Genomic DNA, 22968 nt, shown 5'->3' with positions numbered 1-22968 from the left:
TCCTGAGCCAGGATCAAACTCTCCAATAAAGATGGAAGGAGTCTCGTACCCGAAGGCATGAGGTGTTCCATCCAAGTTGAAACTTTATTCGAAAGAGCGATTAGCTCAATCAGTTACTGACGATTTCTAAAAAATCGTTCAAAGTTATTGACGCGTTCCATTTGTTCAGTTTTCAAAGAACTTGCTGTCCGGCATTTCCGATAAACATCAGTTTTTGTCGAACAGTTACTTATTATAATCACTTCTCTTTACGATGTCAACCTCAAATTTCGACATTGTTACAAGCCTTGAGGCAAACTGTCTTTTGAAGCGACAAGTAATAATTTATCACGATCGGCAGGCTTTTGCAATATGAATGTTTTTCCATACCCTAAATCTGATTCATTGGTCTACCGGCCTCTTTGCTTCTCTACCTTTTCCTCTTGAGCTTTACGAGCCAAATCCCCTGCAGCCTGTGCTTCAGACTGCACCGTATCCAGCGCGTCATCAACCGATTTGCTGCCCTTACACACTAATTCCAGTTCACGACTGAGAATTCGCTGATATTGCTCTTTGGCCAGTTTTTCGCCGTTTGCAAACTTGATGAACTCCCAGGCGGCATCGGCATTCGGCGAACCGGCGCGAATCGCAAAGATGCTGTGCACATCCATGTCGTCGGTTTTATCCGGCTCGGCCGGGTTCACCGGTCCGGCAACCGCCCCCGATTTAAACGGTTTGTACCCCGCGCTCGTCTCCGCTTCCTTCATATCTTGAAACATGTGGGAGCCGCCCGTCGTCATCGCCGCCCGCCCTAGCAGAAACGGGTTGCCTGCATAATAATCCCCCGCTATGGAAAAAGCCCCTCCGTTATCAACATCGAGTACAGCCCCCGATTCGATCCCGTCCAGAGCGGTCCGGTACGCTTGCTTCCAGCCCTCCGAATTCAGCGTTAATTCGCCAGTTTCGGGACGATTCATAGTCAAGCCTTGGAAGCTTCCGATCAGCAGGGCCAATTCACTGAACGACGTCACATGGCCCAACACGAATCCGTAAATGCGATCCTCTCCCTGTCCTTCCGCCGGAAAGCGGCGGGCCGTATTCATCATGTCTTGCCAGGTCATGCCGTCGTGCGGAAGCTCCACGCCGATTTTTGCAAATAAATCCGCACTGTAACCGTGCATAACGCATAAAAGAAGGCTAACCCCGAGCCGAAACTACAAAGGTTAGCCTTCTATAATACTGCTTTTTCTTAGGAACTGGTGGTATCCTCTTTTCCGTCTTTCTTCTTCGCCTCTTCCTCTTTATACGCTTTATCCAAGGCTGCTTGTCCATCCGCTTGAATCTTTTCCAGCGCCTCGTCAATCGACTTGCTTCCCTTCTGGACAAGATCCAGTTCCCGATCCTTGATTTGCTGGAATTGTTGAAAGAAGCTGTCAGGGGCGTCGCTGAGTCCCATATATCCGCTGCTGTTATCTGCAGGTTTTAACTTATAAAAAGCGTCAAGGCTTTGTCCCTCGTAATCTTTCATCACGTTCGTCCGGGACAAGAGGCCGTTATTCAGCGTTCTTGATTTCACTTTGGCATATTCTTCGCCGTTGACGAACTTCAGAAACTCCCAGGCCGCGTCGGCATTTGGGGAATCGGCCCGGATTGCGAAAATTTCACTGAAGCTGACATCCCGCGTTGAATCAGGCAATGCCGGGTCCACCGGACCGGCCACGATACCGATTTGGAACGGCTTATAATCCTTCACTGCATTCTTAGCCTCTTTCAGGTTCTGCAACAGATAAGGACCATCGATCGTCATCGCCATACGCCCCATTAAGAAAAGCTGGCTTTTATAATATTCCTCCATCGTCCCCCCGCTGAACCCGTTCTCGCCCGGATCATAAACCGCCTTGGATTTGACGCCATCCAGAGCCAGTTGGAAAGCCTGTTTCCACGAGTCCGAATTGATCGTCATTTTCTTCGTATCCGTATTCAGCGCCTGCAACCCTTGCGTCATGGCGATCGAAGAGGACAATTCATCAAAAGCTTTCCCGTAACGAGAACCGTATCCGTAAATCCGGCTGTCCTTATCCCCATCCGTGGGGAAACGGCGGGCGGTATCGATAATTTCCTGCCAGGTCATCCCGTCATGCGGCGGCTCAACTCCATATTTGGAAAACAGATCGGCATTATAAAAAATCGCATTCACATTAAAAGATGGAGCCAGCCCGTAAAGCTTCCCGCCGCCTTTTTCCTTCAACACGTCGATCAGCGCCGGATAAATCGTTTCGGTATCGTATTTATCCTTTGCGATGAAAGTATCCAAATCCATTAATTTGCCTTCGGCTGCGAATTTTTCGTAATTTTCGTTGGAATTCAGCAGTATGATATCCGGCTGTTCCTTTTCCACGAATTTGGCGAACGCCTTGTCGTAGTCTTTTTCCTCGTCGTTATAAATGCTTTGCATGTTAGCTACTTCAATTTCGATATTCGGATTCTTCATCGTAAACATATCGCCATATTGGGTGAAAAAGTAACTTTCGTCCCAGAACATGACCTTCAGCGTAGAAGTCTGCGTCTCCTGCTTGGCAGGGCCGCCGGCGCACCCGGCGAACAGCAGCCCGCATATCATAACCAACATAACCTTAAAGAATATTCCGTTCTTCATCTAAACCTCCAAAAATTTTATCACGCCATGCGCACAAAGGCCGCTTTCCGCGGGCAACTTAGGAACGTTAGCCCGCCTGATCAGCTTCTCCAGCAGGTTCATTCTTCTTACCGGCCGCTTCCTCTTTCACGGCCTTATCCAGCGCCGCCTGTCCTTCATCTTGAACGGTTTGCAGCGCCTCGTCGATGGATTTCTTTTTATCCTGAACCAGCTTCATTTCCCGGCTAAAGATGGAGTAGTACTTTTCATGGAAACTATCCGGGATTTTATCATAATTGTCGTAGCTGTTATCCTGTTTAGGTTTCAGCTTGTAAAACACATCAAGGCTTACACCGTTGTATTCCTTTTGCACTCCCATGCGGGACATCAAACCGCCATTTAAGGTTCTGGATTTGACCTTGGCAAATTCGTCGCCGTTCACGAACTTCAAAAACTCCCAGGCTGCGTCGGCATTTGCCGAGTTTGCCCGTATGGCCAAAATTTCGCTCATCGAAATGTTCCGCGATTTATCGGGCTCCGCCGGATCAACCGGCCCTGCAACGACCCCGATTTGGAACGGCTTATAGTCCTTAATCTGCCCTTGGGCGTCCTTCAGATTTTGCAGCAGATAGGTGCCGTCGACCGTCATAGCCATACGGCCCATCATAAACGGCTGGCTTTGGTAATACTCCTCCATGCTCCCTCCCTGGAACCCGCCATCATCCGGATTATAAATTGCTTTGGAGTCCAAGGCATCCATGGCCATTTTATAGACTTGCTTCCACGAATCGGTATTAATGGTAAGCTTCATCGTGTCGGGATTGATATAATTCAAGCCTTGGGTGGATGAAATGCTAGAAGCCAAATTTTCCAGCGACATGCCGTAATCCGAACCGAAACCGTAGACGCGGGTCTTCTTGTCCCCGTCCGTTGGGAAGCGGCGAGCCGTGTCGAGAATCTCCTGCCAGCTCATTCCGTCATGCGGCACCTCAATCCCGTATTTGGCAAACAAGTCGGCATTATAGTACAGAGCCGTACCGTAAAAGGTCGGGGACAAACCGTACAGCTTCCCGCCGCCTTTTTCCTTCAGAATCTCCATGAGTCCCGGAAAAATCGATTCGATATCGTATTTATCCTTGGCAATCAGCGGATCAAGCTCTGCCAGCTTGCCTTCGGAAGCGAACTTCTCATACTGCTTCGTATCCAACAGCAGCACGTCCGGCTGCTCTTTTTCGATAAAATCGGCAAACGCTTTTTCACGGTCAAAATCTTCCTTGTCACTATCCTGGTAAATCCGGTCCGTTGTGACGATTTCCACTTCGATATTCGGATATTTCATCGCAAACAAATCGCCGTATTCCCGGTAAAAATAACTCTCGTCCCAAAACATCACCTTCAGGCTCGAAACCTGCTCGTCCTCTTTGGCGGGCCCGCCGGTACATCCGGCAAACAGCAGCCCGCAAACCAGCACCAACATCGCCTTATGTAAGATTCCGTTCTTCATCATAACCTCCAAAAAATAATAATAATGGCCATGCATGCAGCAGCCGCTTTCCCAAAATCAATTAAGCCTCATTAGCCAGCCTGCTCCCCTTTCTCATCACGACCCCCTAAAATGAAATTTTTTAATCTACCCCATTAGTTAGACGTAATTAGACGCTAAATAGTTACCTTTTTCTCAAAAAAAAGCCAACCCTTTTTATATTTCCCCAAGGGTTGGCTTTCCCGGTTATCTTATTCCATCAGCTTAGATTGCCCGGTACGGACTTGGATACCCGGCCGGTTTTAACCAAAGCGGGCTGCGCCGCTGGACGGATAATTTTCATAGTATCACCTCCTCATCCCGCCGGGCCCCCATCCAGATCGTCCGCAGCGTTTTCTTGATCTGCCGCTTCTCGTAGGAGCAGGGACGATTTCCCGTCCGCATGCGGTACAGCGGGCAATGATTGCCCTGGCACGCGGGCCGGAAGAAGCAGGCCTGGCATTTCTCATCCGTTTCTTCCCCGGACGTCGTCCAAAGCGCCAGCTTGTCGTAATCCAGTTCCAGCGTTCCGTCCTCATGAATCCGGCCCAACCGGTTGTTTTCCTGTTCCAGCGCAACGGAGCATTTATACAGCATGCCATCAGAGCCGGCGATCAGGGAATTCGGCTTCGCCGCATAACAAACCGCGCCGGTCGGCAGCAAAATATCCGAAATGAAGGAGCTTACCTGCAGTCCTTCGGCAATCGCCCGTTCGTTCAACTCCCAAATCGCCCGGTCCTTCGTGCGCTCATCGCATACCGGGAGGTTCAGGTCATTTTCGCCGCCCATGCAGCCAACGGGACGGAAATACACTTTAAACCGCGGATCATCGGCAAACAGCTCCCGGAGCACGGGAATAAACCGCGATACGGCGTCAAGGTTGCTGTTGTCGAAATTGACGCGCAGGTTGATTTCAAACGGGCGGTCGACCTGCTTCAAGGACAACAAATTGTCCACGATCGTCCGGTACGTTCCCCCGCCTCCGTTCAACCCCCTGCGGGAATCATGCGTTTCCCCTTCCCCGTCCAGTGTAACCATAAAGCGCTGAACACGCAGATCCAGCATTTGCTCGAAACGGTCCCTGGTCAGGTAGTAGCCGTTCGTCGACATTTCCGCGCCGTAGGTGGCGCCGGTTTGGTCGCAAGCTTCGATAAAAGAACGGGAGAGGCGCTCGATAATATGAGGAACGAGCAGCGGCTCACCGCCATGCCAGCTTACGGTAAGCTGCTTCAACGTCTTGGCCCGCTCGGCCGTATAAGCTTCCAAACCGCGGATCACTTCCTCGCGCATCGAAGCGCGCGGAAACGATTCATAACAATAAGTGCAGCGGAAGTTGCAGGCTTCCGTCACGAGCAGCACCAGATGCATAGCGTCCTGGGCATGCATGGAGTGGTGCAAAAACAAGGCGCGGCGCTGTTCATCCACGTCCGAACGGACGAGGAACCCTTGCTCTATCAACCCGTCAACCAGCGGAGGCGCCGGCTCGGGAACAGGGGCGGCCGGTGCCAGCCACTCCAAAACTTCTTTCCGTTCCGCCGACGAGAAGGAAGCGATCGCCCCGGTGTAGCTGTTGTACAGCATCAGGCCGCCGTCATCCGTCTCGCTTTGCGCATTAAAGCGCGAAGCCTTCCACTGTGACGCGTCAAAATTCATTTTGATCCATCCTTTATTTTGAAATAGGAAACATCGGGCAAAAACCCTTAAATTCTATGATGGAAAAAAAGGGCGCTCGTTTGCCGTGATTTGCGTCACCTTTTCGGTGAATTTAAAGGGGGAGGAAAATAGAGGACACTAAATCAGCAAAGTGTTTTTTGCTCTGCGACAAGTTAAGTTTGTAAAATAAGCAAGAGCTTATTAAACATCTGGATTTCCAGCTTTATGCTTTCCGTGACCACTTCACTGATAAGCATTTTATAGTCCGGATTAACCAGGTCAACCTCGGCTGCCACCCCTCTTTCTTCAAATTCCTTCGCTTTTTTGTTAAGACGTTCCAGGATGTCCTCCACGTAAAAAACCAGCTTTTTAGCGTCAACATACTCTAAAAAAGGTAATACCGGAAATAATGGTCTTATGGACTTGGCGTTTTTAAAGCTTTTATAAATCTCTTCTTTAAAGGCTTCCCGGCCCTTTGGGGTAATGCTGTAGGTTATTTTGTCAGGACGGTTCTCCGCTTGGATAATTTGAGATTTTTGAATAAACTCCTTTTTAAACAGCGCCTCAAAATTGTAATACAGATTACCATCTGTAACATTGACCGCATTATTCGTACCCTGTAAAATTCTTTTCTTGACATCATAGGGATGATAGTCTCCTTTATGCAACAGACCCAGAATGAATATTTGCAGCGACAAGGTTGTTCTCCCCCTTTATTTGATATTAAGTATTTTACACTATAAAGGTATGAGATGCCGAATCGTACGCTCGAAATGAAACAGGGGGCGCCAGCTTTCGCCCATATCAAGGCGGCTGGCTCCCCCTTTTCTGTCTGCTTTGATGCACTTAAGGCTGTGAAACGGTAATAGCCGCATGATCAGAAAGAAGCGCATGGTTGTTTATTATAACTTGCTCCCCATTTTCAAGACCATTAGCAACCAAGGCTTGTGTACCCGATTCTTCTCCTACGGTAATATCCTTGCGTAAAGCATGGCCATCAACAGCGACGTATACATAAGACTGGTCGCCATCTTTTTCAATCGCTTTCGCCGGAATAATGATTCCTTCTGGAGCATTTGCATTCACAAAGCTTACATCGGCCAGCATCCCGGATTTCAGTTTGCCGCTCGTATTGGCAACGGCCACTTTCACCGGAAAGCCGTTGCCTTTTGCATCATCCGTACCTATGTTTTTGACCTTGCCTGTTGTCAATATGCCTGAAGCGGCTACGCGAACCTGCACAGGATCACCCGCATTAATATCATTAATCCGTTCGGCAGGCACGTAAATCTCCAGATTAACGCTATCTAGATTATGGATTACAAGTGCCGGAGATGCGGCGGAAGCTATCTCCCCGACTTCAATATTTTTGCTTCTAACAATCCCGGATATAGGCGAAGTGATGACCGCATTATCCAACGAATTTTGGGCGATTTCAACGTTAAGCTGGGCTTGCTCCAGCTTTTGCCGGCTCGCATCGACCCCTGCTGTGCTCTGTGCCACTTCCAACTGATGCTGGGCATTTTTGTAGCCGTTATTGGCATTTTCATAGCTGTTTTTAGCATTTTCGTAGGCATCTTTGGCCGTGGACAACGCTTTTTGGGCAGTGGCTAATGATCTTTCAGCCGCAGCCAGCTGTTCTTCAGCGTTGGATTTCGCATTTACCGCATTATCATAGGCCGCTTGAGCGCTAACTTGAGCAGCCTGTGCTTCTTCCAATTGCACTTGTGACGCCAGCGAGCTGGCGTAAAGAGACTCAGTGCGGGACAGGTTCTTTTTCGCATTCTCCAGCGCCTCCTGCGTCTGCTTTACCGTATTATTGGCAGTAGAGACGGTTGTCCGGGCCTGCTTCAATCCAGTTTGAGCCTGATCAACAGCTGCCTGAGCCTGATTGATTCCCCCCTGTGCCTGCGTAATTGCGCTTTTGGCGGAGATGACACCGCTTCGTGAGCTGACTACGCCTGAGTTCGCAGACACCATACCGGATTCATGCGAATCCTCCGCGGAGGCAATGGCTGCCTGCGCAGCCGCCACATCGGACTTGGCAATTTTTAATTTGTTCAGAAGATCATCATCTTCAAGCTTAAACAGCACCTGCCCCTTTTTTACCTTGTTCCCAACGTCGACGCTTATGGCAGCCACCTTGCCGGAAATTTTAGGAGCAATATTCACCGTCTCAGATGAGGTGATCTTCCCCGTATATATCTCCCCTCCTCCAATTACTCCTTTTTGCGCCTGGCTGACCTTTACACTTATGCTTATATCCTGAGCAGCCTGGCTGCCTTGCGAACAACCGGATAAAATACCGATTCCAAGCAGCAATACAGCAGTAGTCGCTTTCCACTCTTTCATCTATGCTCCGTCTCCTTTCTCTCCGTGCTTATGCTTGAATTTCCACTACTTCATCCTTTGCTGCTTTTCGTTTTCGTCCGGTGGCAAACAGGAAAATCAGCGGTATCGAACAAAATAATGGTATGGATGATAACAGGAATGTATCCGCAATCCCCCGGGAATAAGCGTCCAGCGAAATTAAACCGGTCACTGTAGAAGCCCACGAGCTCCCAAGCGTCGATTGTAAGATTTGCGCTCCATCCGCGGTTATGGATTCGGCAATATGCTGCGTATGCAGGGCCGTACGGTTCTGCATGAGGAAGGTGAAAACCGCAATGGCCATGGAACCGGCGAGCGTTCTTATCAGGTTGGACGCGGCTGAAGCTTTGCCCACCTTATTGTTCTCTACGGCGTTCATCCCGACCGTGGACAAAGGCATCATGCATAGTCCGATTCCTATTCCGCGCAGTGCAGTCACGGCCTGAAACCACAAGTGTGATGTCTGTGGCGTCAACAAGTGAAGGTGGTAGGTCATCAGACTGGTTAAAGTCAGCCCCGCGAGTCCGATCGGCAAGATGCCTATCTTGTCTAACAGCTTGCCCGCGATCGGCATCATGAGAGCCATGCCTATAGCCTGCGGGAGTAAAATAATTCCTGTTTCGACAGGAGATACCGACTGAATATTTTGCAAAAATAACGGCGTCAAAAAGGTGCCTCCATACATCCCCATCATGACAAAACTGGAGGTAATAACACTGACGGTAAACTTATGATTTTTAAACAGTGAAATATCGATAACTGCATTATCCTTGCCCTTCTCGACAAAAATGAGAAACACCAACGACCAGAAAGCGATAAAAAGCAACGAAACAATTTTAAAAGATCCCCAGCCGTCGGACGGCCCGCTGGAAAGCGCGTAAAGCAATGTGCCCGCACAAGTCGCGGCTAATAAAAAACCTGGAACGTCAAACTTGATGGGCGCACCTTTTGGCGGTTCCTTGATCAATAACACAACCATCAGAATGGCGAATAAGGCAAACGGAACACAAGCAATAAACAGAAATCTCCAGTTAAACCATTCAATCAAATAACCGCTTAGTGTCGGACCGATGGCAGGCGCGGCCATGGAGGAAATTCCCCAGATCCCGATCGCCATTCCAATTTGTTCGCGCGGTATAATTTTATACACAATCGTCATGCTCAGCGGCATGATAACTCCGCCGCCAAGGCCGGCAATAATGCGGGCGGCAATCAACGACAGGTCATTCCAGGCAAAAATGCACAAGGCCGTGCCTATCGTAAATACGGAGAGAGCGCCGAGCAAAAACTTCTTATAGCCAACCCGCTGCTCCATAAACCCCGTGATCGGAACGATAATTCCTTGAGCCAGTGTATAGCCGGTAATTACCCACTGAATCCGCGAGGCGGTCGACCCTAAATCCGTAGTCAATTGCGGAATCGCCACGTTAATCAAACTGTTGTTCAAGACGGCCACAAAAGCTCCCACGACAATGGCAAAGAAAGCCAGCCAACGTTCTTTGGATGATGAATCAGCGGGAGGAGCAGCGGTTATTGGATTTGAATCCATGCCAATCCCCCCCCTATGGAGTGTGAATTCTGACTTCAACGTTCGTTCCTGGAATCAGCTCCATCCCCTCCGGTATATTCAAGGCAATTTTCACCGGAATGCGCTGCGTAACCTTGTTGAAGTTGCCGCTCGTGTTCGTTGCCGGAATTGCCGAAAATACAGAGTTTGAGGCTTGCCCGACATTACTCACTTTCCCTTGAATGACCTGACCTCCCGCGGCATCCAGTGTGACATCGACGACTTCCCCCGGCTTGATCCGGCCAATCTCGGTTTCTTCGATGTTGGTTGACACATACAGGCTGCTCATATCCACCATTACCGCTACCGCGGTGCTCGGCGACGCAATCTCTTGCTCATGAGAGTAAAGTTTAATCACGGTACCGTCAATCGGGGCACGCAGCACGGCTTTGCTGACGGAACTGGAGTCCAGGCCAGATACATCCTGGGCAGCAATCATCTCATCCTTCTTGAGCGTATCGCCTTCTTCGATATAAATCTGCTCCAGCTTGGCAGTGATTTGCGGCATCACTCGATACTGGTCCGCAGCTATACGCGCATCATCGGTTTTCACATAATGAGCGCCCTGGTACCAGTAGAAGCAGCCTAACGCCCCGCCGCTGATTACAACCAAGACAACAAGAATTAAATAAATTTTTTTCTTACTCACGCACTCCACCCCAGTAGGCTGAATTTTTTGGCAACATCCTCAATACCCAATCTGATCATGATTGAAATCACCCTTTTTGGGCAGATTTCTTTAGGAACACGCTCCTCTTTAAGTATTTTTAATCTAAATATATTACTCTGTACAGAGTAATAGCGAAAAGATAATATCTAACTCCAGGCTGATTGTCAATATTAAACATCAAAATAAAAACCCCCGAAATCGGCGATCATGCCGTTTTCGGGGGTTTTTGGCTATCCGTTGCTTTCGTTCAGCAGCCGGACGAATTCATCTTCGTCCTCGATGACCGGAATGCCGAGCTCCTGGGCTTTGGCCAGCTTGCTGCCGGCTTTTTCCCCAGCGATGACGAGATCGGTTTTCTTCGACACGCTGCCGGTCACTTTGGCGCCAAGCTTCTCCAGCCGGGCGGTCGCTTCATCGCGGCCGAGCTGGTGCAGCGTACCGGTCAGGACGACGGTTTTGCCGGAGAAGAAGGAGTCCGTCACTGGGGCCGCCGGTTTGTCCGGCGCCTTCGGGTCGACGCCCTGCTCCAGCATCTTGCGGATGGCCGCCTGCTGGAACGGGTCGGCAAAAAATGAAACGATGCTTTCGGCCACGATGCCGCCGATGTCCGGCAGGGTAATCAGGTCCTCCACCGTTGCCGACATCACTGCGGATAAGCTCCCGTAATGATCGGCCAACACTTTGGTAGTCGATTTGCCGGTGTTCGGAATGCCCAGCGCAAACAGGAAAGATGCGAGGTCGCGGCCTTTGCTCTGTTCGATCGCCTCCAGCAGGTTGTTGGCTTTCTTCTCACCGAAACGGTCGAGCTTGATCAAATCGTCAAAGGCGAGTGTGTACAAGTCTGCCGGTTCATGAACGTTCAGTTCGTCATGCAGTTGCTCCGCGGTTTTTTCGCTGAACGTCTCGATGTCCATCGCGTCACGCGAAGCGAAGTGCGTAATGCGGGCGACAATTTGCGGCTTGCAGCCCAGCCGGTTGTTGCAGAACAGATGGGCGCCGCGCTGCTCCAAAGGCGTGCCGCACGCTGGGCACGCGGTCGGAAAGATGATCTCCCCGCCGTCCTGTTCCTCCGTCACTTTGCCGAGAATTTCCGGGATGACGTCGTTGGAGCGGCGGATGAAGACGCGGGTGCCAAGTGCGAACTTCAAGTTTTTCCGCTCAATGTCACCGACATTGTTGAGCGTGCAGTTTTGCACGGTGACGCCGGCCAGTTCTACCGCCTCGACCTTGGCCAGCGGCGTGATTTTGCCGGTACGCCCGACATTCCAGGAAACGGACTCCAAAATCGTGGTCGTTTCTTCCGCCTCAAATTTGAACGCCACCGCCCAGCGCGGGAATTTATCCGTGTACCCGAGAATCTCGCGGGTGCGCATATCGGTAATTTTGACGACGGCTCCGTCGATGAGGTAGTCGAGCGAAACGCGGCGCTCAACGATCTGTTCCAGTTCGCGCATCACCTCGTCAAAGCTGCTGTGGTACGTCACGAACGGATTGACTTTAAAGCGGTTCTCTTTGAGAAACTCCATCATTTCGCGGTGGTCCCGGAACCGGACTTGATCGGAATATCCCACGTTGTAGAAAAAAGCGCTCAGCTTCCGCTCTGCGGTGACGCGCGGATTCAGGTTGCGCAGGGCGCCGGCTGCAGCGTTACGGGCGTTTTTGAGCGGTTCGGCGGCCGTTTCGTTGTATTTGGCCAGTACGGACAAATTCATGATGCCTTCGCCTTGCACCTCGATCGTGCCCTCACGGTACGGGATGGTCAGCGGCACGGATTTGATCGTTTTTACCTGGGCCAAAATGCCTTCGCCCACAACGCCGTTCCCCCGGGTCGACGCCTGCACCAGATTGCCGTCCGTATAAGTGAGGTTCAACGTCAGACCATCGAACTTCAGCTCAACGACATATGTCGGCGCCGGAAGCGGATTTTCGGGATTTTTGGTGTTATAATCCGCGATCAGCTTGAGTGCCCGGTTGTTCCAGTTTTGCAGTTGCTCCTCGTTTTGGGCCTTATCCAGGCTCCATAAAGGCGCCAGATGCCGATGAGGCTTGAATCCCTGCAGCAGCTCGCCGCCCACCCGCATCGTCGGCGAGTCCGGCAAGGTTACGCCCGTCTCCGCCTCCAAAGCGGTCAACTCATCGTACAGTTGATCATATTCCTTGTCGCTGATCAACGGCTCATCCAGGGTGTAGTAGTGATAGCTGTACTTGTTCAATTGCTCCACGAGCTGCTTCATTTTTTGCATAACATCCATGCAGGGACAACCCTCCTTATAATGTAGAAACGGAACATTCCGGGTATGCCCCGGGAATGGGTTCGCTTCGGAATTAACATTGGTGCTAACGAAGCCGGGCTTTTGTTAACAGTAGCAGCTTTAGTAAAAATGACGTCCTTTTAGGCACTAGCGTTGCATCAAATCGGACAAGATACATTTCTAACCACACAACTATCCAACGGTTGCACAAGCGCTATTTGTTCCAAAAACGTTGATTTCGAATTCTAACGGCTGCCATGGCGCTTATTTCACTTAAACCCGGCTCATTTTGCTTAGATTCAGGCAAATAACGGCGCTCACAACCGTTAGAATTTCGAAAAGGGCTTTTTTCGCAAAATAGCCGCTGCTGCAACCGTTAGAGTTCCGACGGTCGATAGTATCGCTCAAAAACCTGAGCTTTTGCGAGAAATCTGAAAAGTGTCAGGGCGACAAGTTGTCTTGTGCAGGAGTTAAAGCGACATTAGTGACGTTAGTGACGTTAGCGGCATTAGCGACTTTTTTGGGCGTTATTTGTCTTGGTTGGAGCATTTCCGCCAGTTAAGGGAATTTTATGTCGCTATTTTGGGCTACCACTGCAAAATTGCTTCAATTCAGGCCAGGTTGCATGGATAGGGACATTTTTTACCGCTATTTATGTTCAGAAGACGAAAATCGGATAGATAGCGCCATAAAATACCGTTATTTCGGGTAGCTGCGAGAAAAGAAGCTGCTCCCGGCAATTTCGGCCGTTGACTTGACCGCCGGCATGCAGCGCAACGCCACGTGCGCAGATCTATCGTGTCCCAGTCCTAGTTCCAAGTTCCGCTAGTAACTATTATCATCAGTTCCCCAGATTGGGGGAGATATACTTCGGGTCTTTCAGTAATGGTGATGAGTCCCCGGCTCTCACTCGCCGTCGGTGACCTTGGTGATCGGCGCGAATCCGGCGAGCAGGCGTTTGACGCCAACCGGAGCCGGGAAAGCGATCTGCAGCTCCGTATCGTTGCCGGAGCCTTTGATCGAGACGACCGTGCCAACGCCCCACTTGGCATGGGAGACCTTATCCCCGGCGCTGAAGTCGCCGGGGTTCGCCGCCTTGGCCGCCGCGGCTCCCGGCGCGCCGGTGGTCGCGGCAACGTTGTCCCGCCCCCGCAGGGGGACAACGTTGCTGCGCCCGGCCGGTCCGCCCGGCGCAGCCGCGGACCGCGAGCCCAGGCCGCCGCTATCCAGCAGGCGGCCGAAGTTCCCGCCGCCGGCGCTGTCGAAGCCGCGGCCGCTGTAGGCGCCGCCGACGCCCGGCCCGCGGCGGTAGCGGTCGCGCGGCGCGCCCCCGCCGTCCTCTTTCAGTTCCTCGGGGACTTCGTCGAGGAACCGGGACGGCGGGTTGGCCGTCGTGCGTCCGAACAGCGTGCGCATCTGCGCGCACGAGAGGAACAGCCGCTCCTCGGCGCGCGTTATGCCCACGTACGCCAGGCGGCGTTCCTCCTCGAGCTCTTCGTTGTCGAGGAACGCGCGGCTATGCGGGAACACGCCTTCTTCCATGCCGATGATGAACACGACCGGGAACTCCAAGCCTTTGGCGCTGTGCATCGTCATCAGCACGACGGCGTCGTCGGCCGGCTTTTCGGCGTCGCTGTTGTCGTTCATGCTGTCGATATCGGCGATCAGCGCCAGATCCGTCAGGAACGCGACGAGCGACTTGTCCTCGTTGTTGTTCTCGAATTCCATCGTTACCGACAGGAACTCGTCGATGTTTTCGAGGCGCGATCGCGATTCGATCGTATTTTCGTTTTGCAGTTCAAGCCGGTAATGGGTCATTTCCAGCAATTTTTCCGTGAGTTCGGTGACCGACAGGTAATCGACCATCTGATGCAAAGCAGCGATCATATCGTAAAACTCCACCAACGCATTGCGCGTGCGCCCCGCCAACCCGAGGTCGTCTACCGTTTCCAACACCTTGTAAATCGACGTCCCGCGCTCGGCCGCAGCGTCCGCCAGCTTGGACACCGTCGTGTCGCCGATGCCCCGCTTTGGCACATTAATGACCCGCGTCAGGCTGATGTCGTCGTCCGGATTGGACAAAAGCCGCAAATAAGCGAGCAGGTCCTTGATTTCTTTGCGGTCATAAAACTTAATGCCGCCGACAATTTGATAAGGGATGTCCGATTTGATCAAAATTTCCTCGATCACCCGCGACTGCGCGTTGGTCCGGTACAAAATCGCATGATCGCGGTAGCTGCGGCCCTTTTTTACACTATTATGAATTTCCGAGGTAACAAAATACCCTTCATCATGCTCTGAATCGGCGCGGTACACCTTGATCTTGTCGCCCTCGCCTTTATCGGTCCAAAGGTTTTTCGGCTTGCGGCCCGTATTTTGGCCGATCACCGCATTGGCGGCGTTCAGGATCGTCGAAGTGGAGCGGTAGTTTTGTTCGAGCATAATCGTTTTGGCTTCGGGATAGTCTTTTTCGAAGTTTAGGATGTTGCTGATGTCCGCCCCGCGCCAGCGATAGATCGACTGGTCGCTGTCTCCGACCACGCAAATGCGGTGATGCTTGTCGGCCAGCATCCGGCACAGCATGTACTGCGCACGGTTCGTATCCTGGTATTCGTCGACGTGGATGTATTGGAATTTTTTCTGGTAAAAATCAAGCACTTCCGGCGTTTCCTTAAACAGCTCGATCGTCTTCATGATCAGGTCGTCGAAATCGAGCGAGTTGTTGCTGCGCAGCCGTTTTTGGTACATGGCGTACACTTTGGCGACGATGCCTTCAAAATAATCCCCAATCTTCTGCTCATACTGCTGCGGTGTGATCAGTTCGTTTTTGGCCGTGCTGATCATCGCCTGAACCGCCTTCGGCTCGAATTTCTTCGTGTCGATGTTCAGCTCCTTCATGCAGTTGCGGATCACCGACAGCTGATCCGTCGAATCGAGAATGCTGAAGTTGGAGTTGAAGCCGATCCGCTCGATGTCCCGCCGCAAGATGCGCACGCACATGGAGTGGAACGTGGATACCCAAATGTCCCGTCCTTCCGCGCCGCCGACAAGCAGGGATACCCGGTCCTGCATTTCGCGGGCAGCTTTGTTCGTAAACGTAATCGCCAAAATCGCCCAAGGCGGCGCTTTGCGGGTGGCGATGAGATAAGCGATGCGGTGCGTCAGCACGCGCGTCTTGCCGCTGCCCGCGCCGGCCATGATGAGCAGCGGCCCTTCCGTCGCCTCCACCGCTTGCTTTTGCTGCGGGTTCAGGCGGTTGACCGCCTCTTGTATGTTAACAGGTTGCATGTTCATGCACCTTCCTTTCTTAAAGAGGTAGTTCAAAAAATCATCTTTTGAAGATATAAGAAAGAATATGCTTCCTGGGCGTAACTTCCTTATATCGCAAGAAAAACTTCCGCTAAACGCGGTCTGTCTTCCTGGAATGTGCGTCGATAGAGTTTGTCTTATCACGAAGCAGGCCATGAAGCGGATTCAGCGTCGAACCGGCTTTTGAACACGTACTTAAAAAAATTATCGCGTTCCCTTCACGGCCGCCACGGTTTCCAGCGCCTGCTCCAGGTCGCCGTATACCGCGTTGCCGACAACGACGGTGTCGCATACCGCCGCCGCCCGTCGGGCCGACTCGGCATCGGCGATGCCGCCGCCGTAGAACAGGCGGGAGCGCTCCAGCGTCCGGCGCATCGCCGACACCAACTCCAGATCGCCCAGCTGGCCGCTGTACTCCGCATACACGATTGGCAGCCCCAGGAGCTTGTCGGCGAACTGGGCGTAAGCGCCGGCCTGGGCGGCGTCGAGCCCGGCGTTCGCTGCGGTAACCTTGGCTACGGTCGCCTCCGGGTTCAGAACGATGTATCCTTCCGGGATCAACTGCTCCCATGGGATCATATAGCTGTACTTCTCGATCGCCCGGACATGCTGGCCGATAAGCCAGTCCGGATGACCGGCATTCAGCACGATCGGGATCATGTACAGATCGAAGCCCGGCACGACGGCTTCCAGGTCGGACACTTCCAGCACGCAGGGCGCTTCATACCAGCGCACGCGCGAGAGCAAATCGACGGTATTGTCATACGTCACGCCGCTCGACCCGCCGACCATAATCGCGTCGGTCCCGGACAGGCACACGGCCTCCAAGGCCCGGTCGTCCAGCGGGCGGTCCGGATCCAGCTTAAATACGTGCCGCCAGGATGGTATCATTTCTTTCAAGGTGAATTCCTCCAAGCAGTTTTACGCCGCCCGTACAATCATCAAGCAGCGATCGAACATACAGCCCGGAACCAAAATTCGCGAAAAAAGGGGCATCGCTCGCGCCCCGTCGGTCTTTTACACTTTGTTTGTCCAAGCTGCTTTTTTACCATTCTATCTTTTCTGTATCTAGTCTATGTTACCGTGAATAACGTGTCAATGTTCGCATAACAGGGGAACGGAAAATTAACTGCGAATCCTCTTTATGTAACCACAAAATACACTTTAACCAATTTGCCGATTGACAAAACGAGCATGACGGAACATATGTAAATTAATAATATTTTTACCATTTTATTTCAAATTTTAGATAAAGAAGGGTAGCAATCTATCCACTAAAGCCACTCAGGCTTATGTGGCAAAATCTAAATGGGGATCTCTTGAATTGATGCAAACAACATGGGATCCGTATAAACCAAATGGAGGTTACGGTCCGGCTCTAAGATATTATAATTAATGCAGGAGGAGTGCCCCGTGAAGAAACTTTATATATTGATATTGGCTGCATCATTTCTTATTGTGTTCACTGCTCTTCAAGCCAACCATGCCCGTGCCGAGGTAAAGGATCAGATAATAAGTCATATGAATACTCTGCAAAAGAACATTACGGCCTTGCCGGAAATGAATCCGAAATTGGCCGCAAGTTCTAATCCGTATGACTATGTCAAGGATAATAAAGAATATCAGAATATCGTCGCCCTAGGGAATGCCGCCCTTCCCGCGTTAACAGAACTTCTTAACGATTCACCCGAGAACGGATTAACAGAGTACATTTATGCGATCGCACTAGAGCAAATTTCAAAGACAGATCTTAAAGCCGAAACGGGATGGTCCACTGCGAAACAATTTGCAAAAAAATGGAATGTTCATCTATCCCAAATTCCGGAAAAGGTAAGTCAAATCGTCAATTCTGATGATAGTAACGCCGAAAAAATACAGCGCCTCAACAAATTAGGTACTCCAGCCATTCTTTTATTCTCAAAAGCATCGCCGCAGGTCATTCCAATCTCGTCCCGTCACTGGATTACTTAACAGAAGGAGAAGCCGGCAACAACTATAAGTCATGGTACGATAAAAATAGTGATGCCGTTGAAAAAATCAGATCTTTTGTTATCGATAAACAAAAATAGTCTACGCGCTGCCATAAATCCAAATATATAAATACAACTCCAGCGCCTGATCGGTACTGGAGTTGTATTTATATTCAGAGCCGGTTTACCGCCCCAAAGCCAAAATCCACCCCGGCTTGGCCACATCGTCTTCGGTCAAAAAGTCGGTGTAAAAGCCGTAAGCCCCCATCTTTTTGAACGCCGTCATCTTTTTCGGATCGTTTATGGTATGTACGTAAGAAACCACTCCGATCCGGTTCAGTGCCGTGATCAGCTGGGAATTCGCCCGCTGCTCGGACATTGTGATGGCGGTGATGCCTGCTTCCTTGGCAAAGCGTAACACTTCTTCATCCGTGTCGGTCGTCTGGTACAACGTGAAAATGACCGACGGGAACGGATAAATTTGCTTCAGCGGCTCCAACATCGGCTGATTGTAAATTTGCGGCACGATCCGCTCCAGCAGCGCCGGGTCCTTCGCCTTGGCTTTGGCGACGATCTGGGTAAAAATGCGCTGGATCTCCTCCGGTTTGCTCTGCTTCGTATCCGTCACGAAATACACATCCGGATAGAGCTCCATCAGCCCCAAAATGTCGTCCCAATCCAGCGGCTCGTATTGGCCCATGATTTTGGCCGCCTTGAATTCCTCGTGTGAAAAGATCGCACTATGGCGGTCCGGCTCGAGTTCGTCCTGCTGGCCCATCATTTTGGTGAAGCTTTCGCCCCACTCATGGCGGGCGATGAGTTGATCGTCGTTGCTAAACAGCAGATCCACTTCGAAAATGCGGAAACCTTTTTCATAGTTTGCAATGAAAGCTTCATAGGTATTCGTGTATGTCATTCCATTAATCCCGCCAAGGGCGTGAGCCACCATCCGGTGGGCCGTAAACCCTTGAACCTGCGGCGACTGCCGGCCGGACAGGCCTGTCAGCAAAAGAACCAGACAAGCAATGATGATTGCTGCGTTGTACTTCAGTTTGTTTTTCATGAAAAGAAAACTTCCTATCTTAGTTGTGTATCGTATTCAATAAGCCCCGGTGCCTTTAATGACAATCGGGATCGTTTTGAAAATAATCTTCAGCTCCAGCCCGAGGCTCCAATGCTCAATATAATAGAGGTCAAGCTTGACCCACTCATCAAACGGGAGATCGCTGCGGCCGTTAATTTGCCAAAGCCCCGTAATCCCGGGGCGGATGTCCAGGCGGCGCCATTCGTAGTCGGTATACCGTTCCACTTCCTGCGGCAGCGGGGGACGGGGACCAACCAGGCTCATCTGGCCAAAAACGACATTGATCAGCTGCGGCAGCTCGTCAATCGAATACTTGCGGATAAACCGCCCCACCCGGGTGATCCGGGGATCGTTTTTCATTTTAAAAACAGGTCCGTCCGCTTCGTTATGAGCGGCCAGTTGATGGATCAGCGATTCGGCATTTTCCACCATCGATCTGAACTTGTACATATTAAAAGGAGCGCCGTTTTTCCCGATGCGCCGCTGCTTGATCATGATCGGGCCTTTGGAATCCAGCTTGATACAGATCGCGACCACCGCCAACATCGGTGAGATGACAATCAGCCCCAGGCTCGCAAGCACGATGTCGACGGCCCTTTTCAAAATCAGGTTTAAACCGCGCAATGGCGTTTTAACGATCTCGATGCACGGGTAATCGTAAGCCTGGTCAAATACAACGCCGGAGGTGACCATTTCGAACATTTCCGGGATGATTTTGATGCGGACATCGTATTTGCGGATTTTCGTGATCAGTTCGTTAATGAGTTTCCGTTCTGACGGGATTGTGATGTAAATTTCGTGAATCTGGTAGTGCTGCAGCAGTTTTTCGACCTGGTCGACGCTGCCGATGACGTGGTCATCCCCCGCTTTGTAATCGTCCAAAAACCCGACGAAACGATAACCGTTCGTTTTGCTGGCAAACACATTGTTCCGAATTTCTTCCCCCACGCGCCCCGCCCCGATGATCAGCACGTTTTTGCTGTATATATCGGTCCGTTTGAGGAGGAGCATGACCCCCATCCGCAGCAGCCGGGACACAAAAGCGCAAACCACGATCATGACCGCGAACGAAAAGATGACGAGCCGGGAATACACCGTCCCTGTTTGGAGGAAAAAGATAAGTCCCAACGCGATCAAAAAGGAAAGGAACACGGCTTTGCAGACGGTGAACGTGTCATCGATCAACTTAATGTCCCGGTCCCATTTATACAGGCCGTTGTGCGTGCTGTACAATGCATAGATGGCGAAAATGACCGCCAGGAGGATACCGTAATCTACCGCGATGGGCAGCCGCTCCAAATTTCGAAACAGCTCCGACCAGCTTCCCATGTTGTAAGCTGGCAACACACGGTACGAGAACAGCGCCAAAAAGCTGAGCACGTACAAAAGATATTCGAAACCGATCAGAAAAAAATTGAGAATCCACTCCAAACGTACCGTCCTTTTCTTGTACGCCGTAATGTTCTCCGCGATCAGCAGATTGGTAGCTTTTATTTTATGGTTGTTCATCGAAACGGACGAATTCATTTCTACACTCCCTAAACAAACTTCAAACCATTGGTGTTCCTATCACTAACCGCATTCTTAAAGCGGAGCCTACCCGTTCATACCGACGTCCCGGCCGGACCCTTGGCTCTGAGCAGCTGCCGGAGCAGGTCGTTTTGCGGGTATGGCCAAGGCCGATTTCGTTACGGCCAAGGCAAATTGCACAGCGATCCCGGCGTAAATGGCCGCACTCACAAATATGTTGTAATTTTTCCGATAATGCTTGCGATAGAAAAGAATCATAGACCGGTGAAACTCATAAATGATTTTTAGCGGGCGGCGAGGCGCGCTGCCCCCTTTGTAGTGTACGATCGTCGTGCGGGGGTAATAGTAGTTCACCCATCCCGCCTGCTTGATCCGGTAGCACCAATCCGTGTCCTCCGCATACATGAAGTAATCTTCGTCCAATAAGCCAACCTGCTCGATCGTTTCCCGGCGGACCATCATAAACGCCCCGACGAGGCAATCGATCGGGTATTCCTCATTTGGATCCAGATAGCCGAGCTGATATTGATTGAACTTGGGATGGTTCGGGAACCGTTTGGAGAACCCAAACGCATAATAAAACGAAGCCGAAGGCGTCGGAAACCCGCGTTTGCACGCTTTATCCAGCGATCCATCCGGCAAAATCACCTTGCACCCCGAGGCTCCCACATCAGGGCGGCTGTCCATAAAGGAAAGCATGATGTCGAGCGTGTCCTTTTGAATGACCGTATCCGAGTTCAGCAGCAGGACATAACGGCCGGAGGATATTTTAATCGCCTGGTTGTTGGCGTACGAAAAACCCGTATTTTGCTCGTTTGCAATCAAGGTTAACTGCGGAAATTCGCGGCGGATCGTCTCCACCGAATCGTCATGCGAATAATTGTCGACGACGATCACTTCATAGGTGTAGTCCGTTTCCGACGCGTAAACCGACCGCAGACAGTCGACCGTTAAGCGGCATGTGTTGTAATTTACGATGACAATGCTTAAATCCACCTGCAACGCTCCTGACAAATATAGTAATCTATCGACATTATATCATAGGTACCGCCTTAAATAGTTGTGTAAGAATTTTTCAATTTACTTTTTTTATGTGATTCGTTGCTGTTATACTTGAAGTAAATTTCCTCCAATGCGTTAAACAAGTGTAAATAAAGGATCGGCGGCAACCGATCTCCGTTCGGCGGACCGCTATTAAAGCTTCGAGCAGGAAATAGATAGTTTCCATATCGAAGTCTATTCTTTTTCCGCTGGAAGCCTCTTTTTACTGGAAACCGCACGTTTTTTCTCCCGAATAACCCTTCGTTTCTCCCGCAGATGAGGCAGCTGCTCAAAAAAGTCCTTCCACGCGCCCAACACCTTCGGTTCCCTTAGCAAAATGTACCCGTTACTGGCCAGTTCATAGGCCAAGAGCTTCGGCAGATGTTTTAACCATTGATAGCCGAAAAGGTTTTTAAAGATCATTTTGTAGCGGTTGATGTAGGAGAATTTGCGAACAAAAAGCGGCTGTGAACTCCGCTTACCTTTCTTCCAACCACGGGCATGGGTCGCCTTCGCATCGGCACAATAGAATGCTTTCCAGCCGAGCAATCCCGCCCGCCAGGCAACGTCGACATCTTCTTTATAAGCAAAAAAGCTTTCATCAAAAAACTCGTCCTGTAGCGAAATGTCCCGAATCATCTTTCTTTTGTACATCGCCGCAGCGCCCGACACGCCAAACGCTTCACCGGATTCCTTCCAGCTTGCCGCCGATTCGCCCGTTCCGCGATCAAAAGCGCGCCAGATTCCGTTCATGGAAAGGCCGGTGCTGTCCACTATCTCGGGTACATCTTTAAAAAGGAGCAGTCCTGTAGCGCTTCCGATCTCTGGTCGCCGCTCCATCTCCCCGACTAGCCATTCCACATAGTCGGCCCCAAGCTCCACATCCGGATTGAGGACAAGCACGTAATCGCTCTCCGTCAAGCGAATGGCCTGATTGTGCGCAGGAGCAAAGCCGGTATTCAAGTGATTTGGGATGAGTTGAATGATCCGGCTTCCCGTTCGTTCGATATATTCACGTACGCGTTCCGCTGTACCGTCCGCCGAGGCATTGTCGATAACGATGACCTTCTGAGGTTCGTACGTCTGCCGCAAAACGGCATTCAGACAAACTTCGATTTCTTCAGCGCTGTTATAAGTTACAATATGTATGGTAACCGTAGGAGATAATGACATGTTAAAGCTTCCTTTTCTTATAGAGGTAGTTCAAAAAGTCATCTTTTGAAGATATAAGAAAGAATATGCTTCCTAGACGCGGCTTCCTTATATCGCAAGAAAAACTTCCGCTAAACGCGGTCTGTCTTCCTAGAATTTACGTCGATAGATGTTTTTCTTATCACGAAGCAGGTCAAGTAGCTTAATCGACATCGAATCTTGAATTCAGCCGGG

General features: G+C 50.9%; 16 protein-coding genes. 1 reads left to right on the top strand and 15 read right to left on the bottom strand.

Translation table 11 applies throughout. From position 1 onward, the window contains the following. Positions 1 to 389 precede the first annotated feature (389 nt). The 11 genes from ACLD72_RS27750 to pcrB all read right to left on the bottom strand — a co-directional run bounded on the left by ACLD72_RS27750 (position 390) and on the right by pcrB (position 16857). Positions 390 to 1160, bottom strand: a complete 771-nt coding sequence (locus ACLD72_RS27750; protein ID WP_411003143.1) for an ABC transporter substrate-binding protein — start codon at positions 1158 to 1160, stop codon at positions 390 to 392. Positions 1161 to 1228: 68 nt separating this feature from the next. Beyond that, entirely contained in the window at positions 1229 to 2635 is a 1407-nt protein-coding gene (locus ACLD72_RS27745) for an ABC transporter substrate-binding protein (protein WP_411003142.1), read from the bottom strand. Positions 2636 to 2702: 67 nt separating this feature from the next. After that, complete coding sequence (locus tag ACLD72_RS27740; protein ID WP_458476277.1) at positions 2703 to 4118, bottom strand: ABC transporter substrate-binding protein; 1416 nt, start codon at positions 4116 to 4118, stop codon at positions 2703 to 2705. Positions 4119 to 4436: 318 nt separating this feature from the next. Further along, the gene (locus tag ACLD72_RS27735) at positions 4437 to 5789 is read right to left on the bottom strand and encodes a radical SAM protein (RefSeq protein ID WP_411003140.1); all 1353 of its coding nucleotides are present in this window, start codon (positions 5787 to 5789) and stop codon (positions 4437 to 4439) included. A 173-nt stretch (positions 5790 to 5962) separates the two neighbouring features. Further along, a complete protein-coding gene (locus ACLD72_RS27730) occupies positions 5963 to 6487 on the bottom strand; it encodes a PadR family transcriptional regulator (RefSeq protein ID WP_411003139.1) in 525 nt (174 codons plus the stop codon). Positions 6488 to 6635: 148 nt separating this feature from the next. Next, positions 6636 to 8141, bottom strand: coding sequence for an efflux RND transporter periplasmic adaptor subunit (locus ACLD72_RS27725; RefSeq protein ID WP_411003138.1), 1506 nt, complete (start codon positions 8139 to 8141; stop codon positions 6636 to 6638). Positions 8142 to 8169: 28 nt separating this feature from the next. Further along, positions 8170 to 9708: a DHA2 family efflux MFS transporter permease subunit gene (locus ACLD72_RS27720; protein ID WP_411003137.1), complete on the bottom strand. Its 1539-nt coding sequence runs from the start codon at positions 9706 to 9708 to the stop codon at positions 8170 to 8172. Between the two features lie 13 nt (positions 9709 to 9721). Further along, positions 9722 to 10375 (bottom strand): efflux RND transporter periplasmic adaptor subunit, encoded by a 654-nt coding sequence (locus tag ACLD72_RS27715; protein WP_411003136.1) that lies wholly within the window; start codon positions 10373 to 10375, stop codon positions 9722 to 9724. A gap of 251 nt (positions 10376 to 10626) precedes the next feature. Further along, a complete protein-coding gene (gene ligA, locus ACLD72_RS27710; protein ID WP_411003135.1) occupies positions 10627 to 12648 on the bottom strand; it encodes an NAD-dependent DNA ligase LigA in 2022 nt (673 codons plus the stop codon). A 906-nt stretch (positions 12649 to 13554) separates the two neighbouring features. Next, on the bottom strand, positions 13555 to 15936 hold the full coding sequence (pcrA, locus tag ACLD72_RS27705; RefSeq protein WP_411003145.1) for a DNA helicase PcrA: 2382 nt from the start codon (positions 15934 to 15936) through the stop codon (positions 13555 to 13557). A gap of 225 nt (positions 15937 to 16161) precedes the next feature. Further along, the gene (gene pcrB, locus ACLD72_RS27700; RefSeq protein WP_411003133.1) at positions 16162 to 16857 is read right to left on the bottom strand and encodes a heptaprenylglyceryl phosphate synthase; all 696 of its coding nucleotides are present in this window, start codon (positions 16855 to 16857) and stop codon (positions 16162 to 16164) included. Positions 16858 to 17370: 513 nt separating this feature from the next. On the opposite strand from pcrB, the gene ACLD72_RS27695 reads away from it, so the two are divergent. Continuing rightward, positions 17371 to 17928, top strand: coding sequence for a hypothetical protein (locus tag ACLD72_RS27695; protein WP_411003132.1), 558 nt, complete (start codon positions 17371 to 17373; stop codon positions 17926 to 17928). Between the two features lie 183 nt (positions 17929 to 18111). Here ACLD72_RS27695 and ACLD72_RS27690 read toward each other — a convergent pair whose 3' ends face one another. From ACLD72_RS27690 to ACLD72_RS27675, 4 genes are all read right to left on the bottom strand, one after another. After that, positions 18112 to 18990, bottom strand: coding sequence for a phosphatidylinositol-specific phospholipase C/glycerophosphodiester phosphodiesterase family protein (locus ACLD72_RS27690; RefSeq protein ID WP_411003131.1), 879 nt, complete (start codon positions 18988 to 18990; stop codon positions 18112 to 18114). Positions 18991 to 19026: 36 nt separating this feature from the next. Next, positions 19027 to 20520, bottom strand: coding sequence for a sugar transferase (locus tag ACLD72_RS27685; RefSeq protein ID WP_458476271.1), 1494 nt, complete (start codon positions 20518 to 20520; stop codon positions 19027 to 19029). A gap of 87 nt (positions 20521 to 20607) precedes the next feature. Further along, positions 20608 to 21537, bottom strand: coding sequence for a glycosyltransferase family 2 protein (locus tag ACLD72_RS27680; protein ID WP_411003129.1), 930 nt, complete (start codon positions 21535 to 21537; stop codon positions 20608 to 20610). Between the two features lie 240 nt (positions 21538 to 21777). Beyond that, on the bottom strand, positions 21778 to 22755 hold the full coding sequence (locus ACLD72_RS27675; protein WP_411003128.1) for a glycosyltransferase family 2 protein: 978 nt from the start codon (positions 22753 to 22755) through the stop codon (positions 21778 to 21780). Between the last annotated feature and the right edge of the window lie 213 nt (positions 22756 to 22968).

The sequence above is a fragment of the Paenibacillus lacisediminis genome, from assembly GCF_046567315.2.
Note: the sequence above shows the minus strand (reverse complement) of the source record. Positions and strands in the feature narration are given on the sequence as shown.

Coding starts and splice junctions, on each gene's coding strand:
- ACLD72_RS27740 (WP_458476277.1), bottom strand. CDS start 4,118: ATGAAGAACGGAATCTTACATAAGGCGATGTTGGTGCTGGTTTGCGGG.
- ACLD72_RS27735 (WP_411003140.1), bottom strand. CDS start 5,789: ATGAATTTTGACGCGTCACAGTGGAAGGCTTCGCGCTTTAATGCGCAA.
- ACLD72_RS27750 (WP_411003143.1), bottom strand. CDS start 1,160: ATGCACGGTTACAGTGCGGATTTATTTGCAAAAATCGGCGTGGAGCTT.
- ACLD72_RS27745 (WP_411003142.1), bottom strand. CDS start 2,635: ATGAAGAACGGAATATTCTTTAAGGTTATGTTGGTTATGATATGCGGG.
- ACLD72_RS27720 (WP_411003137.1), bottom strand. CDS start 9,708: ATGGATTCAAATCCAATAACCGCTGCTCCTCCCGCTGATTCATCATCC.
- ACLD72_RS27725 (WP_411003138.1), bottom strand. CDS start 8,141: ATGAAAGAGTGGAAAGCGACTACTGCTGTATTGCTGCTTGGAATCGGT.
- ACLD72_RS27690 (WP_411003131.1), bottom strand. CDS start 18,990: ATGAAAAACAAACTGAAGTACAACGCAGCAATCATCATTGCTTGTCTG.
- ACLD72_RS27675 (WP_411003128.1), bottom strand. CDS start 22,755: ATGTCATTATCTCCTACGGTTACCATACATATTGTAACTTATAACAGC.
- pcrA (WP_411003145.1), bottom strand. CDS start 15,936: ATGCAACCTGTTAACATACAAGAGGCGGTCAACCGCCTGAACCCGCAG.
- ligA (WP_411003135.1), bottom strand. CDS start 12,648: ATGGATGTTATGCAAAAAATGAAGCAGCTCGTGGAGCAATTGAACAAG.
- ACLD72_RS27685 (WP_458476271.1), bottom strand. CDS start 20,520: ATGAACAACCATAAAATAAAAGCTACCAATCTGCTGATCGCGGAGAAC.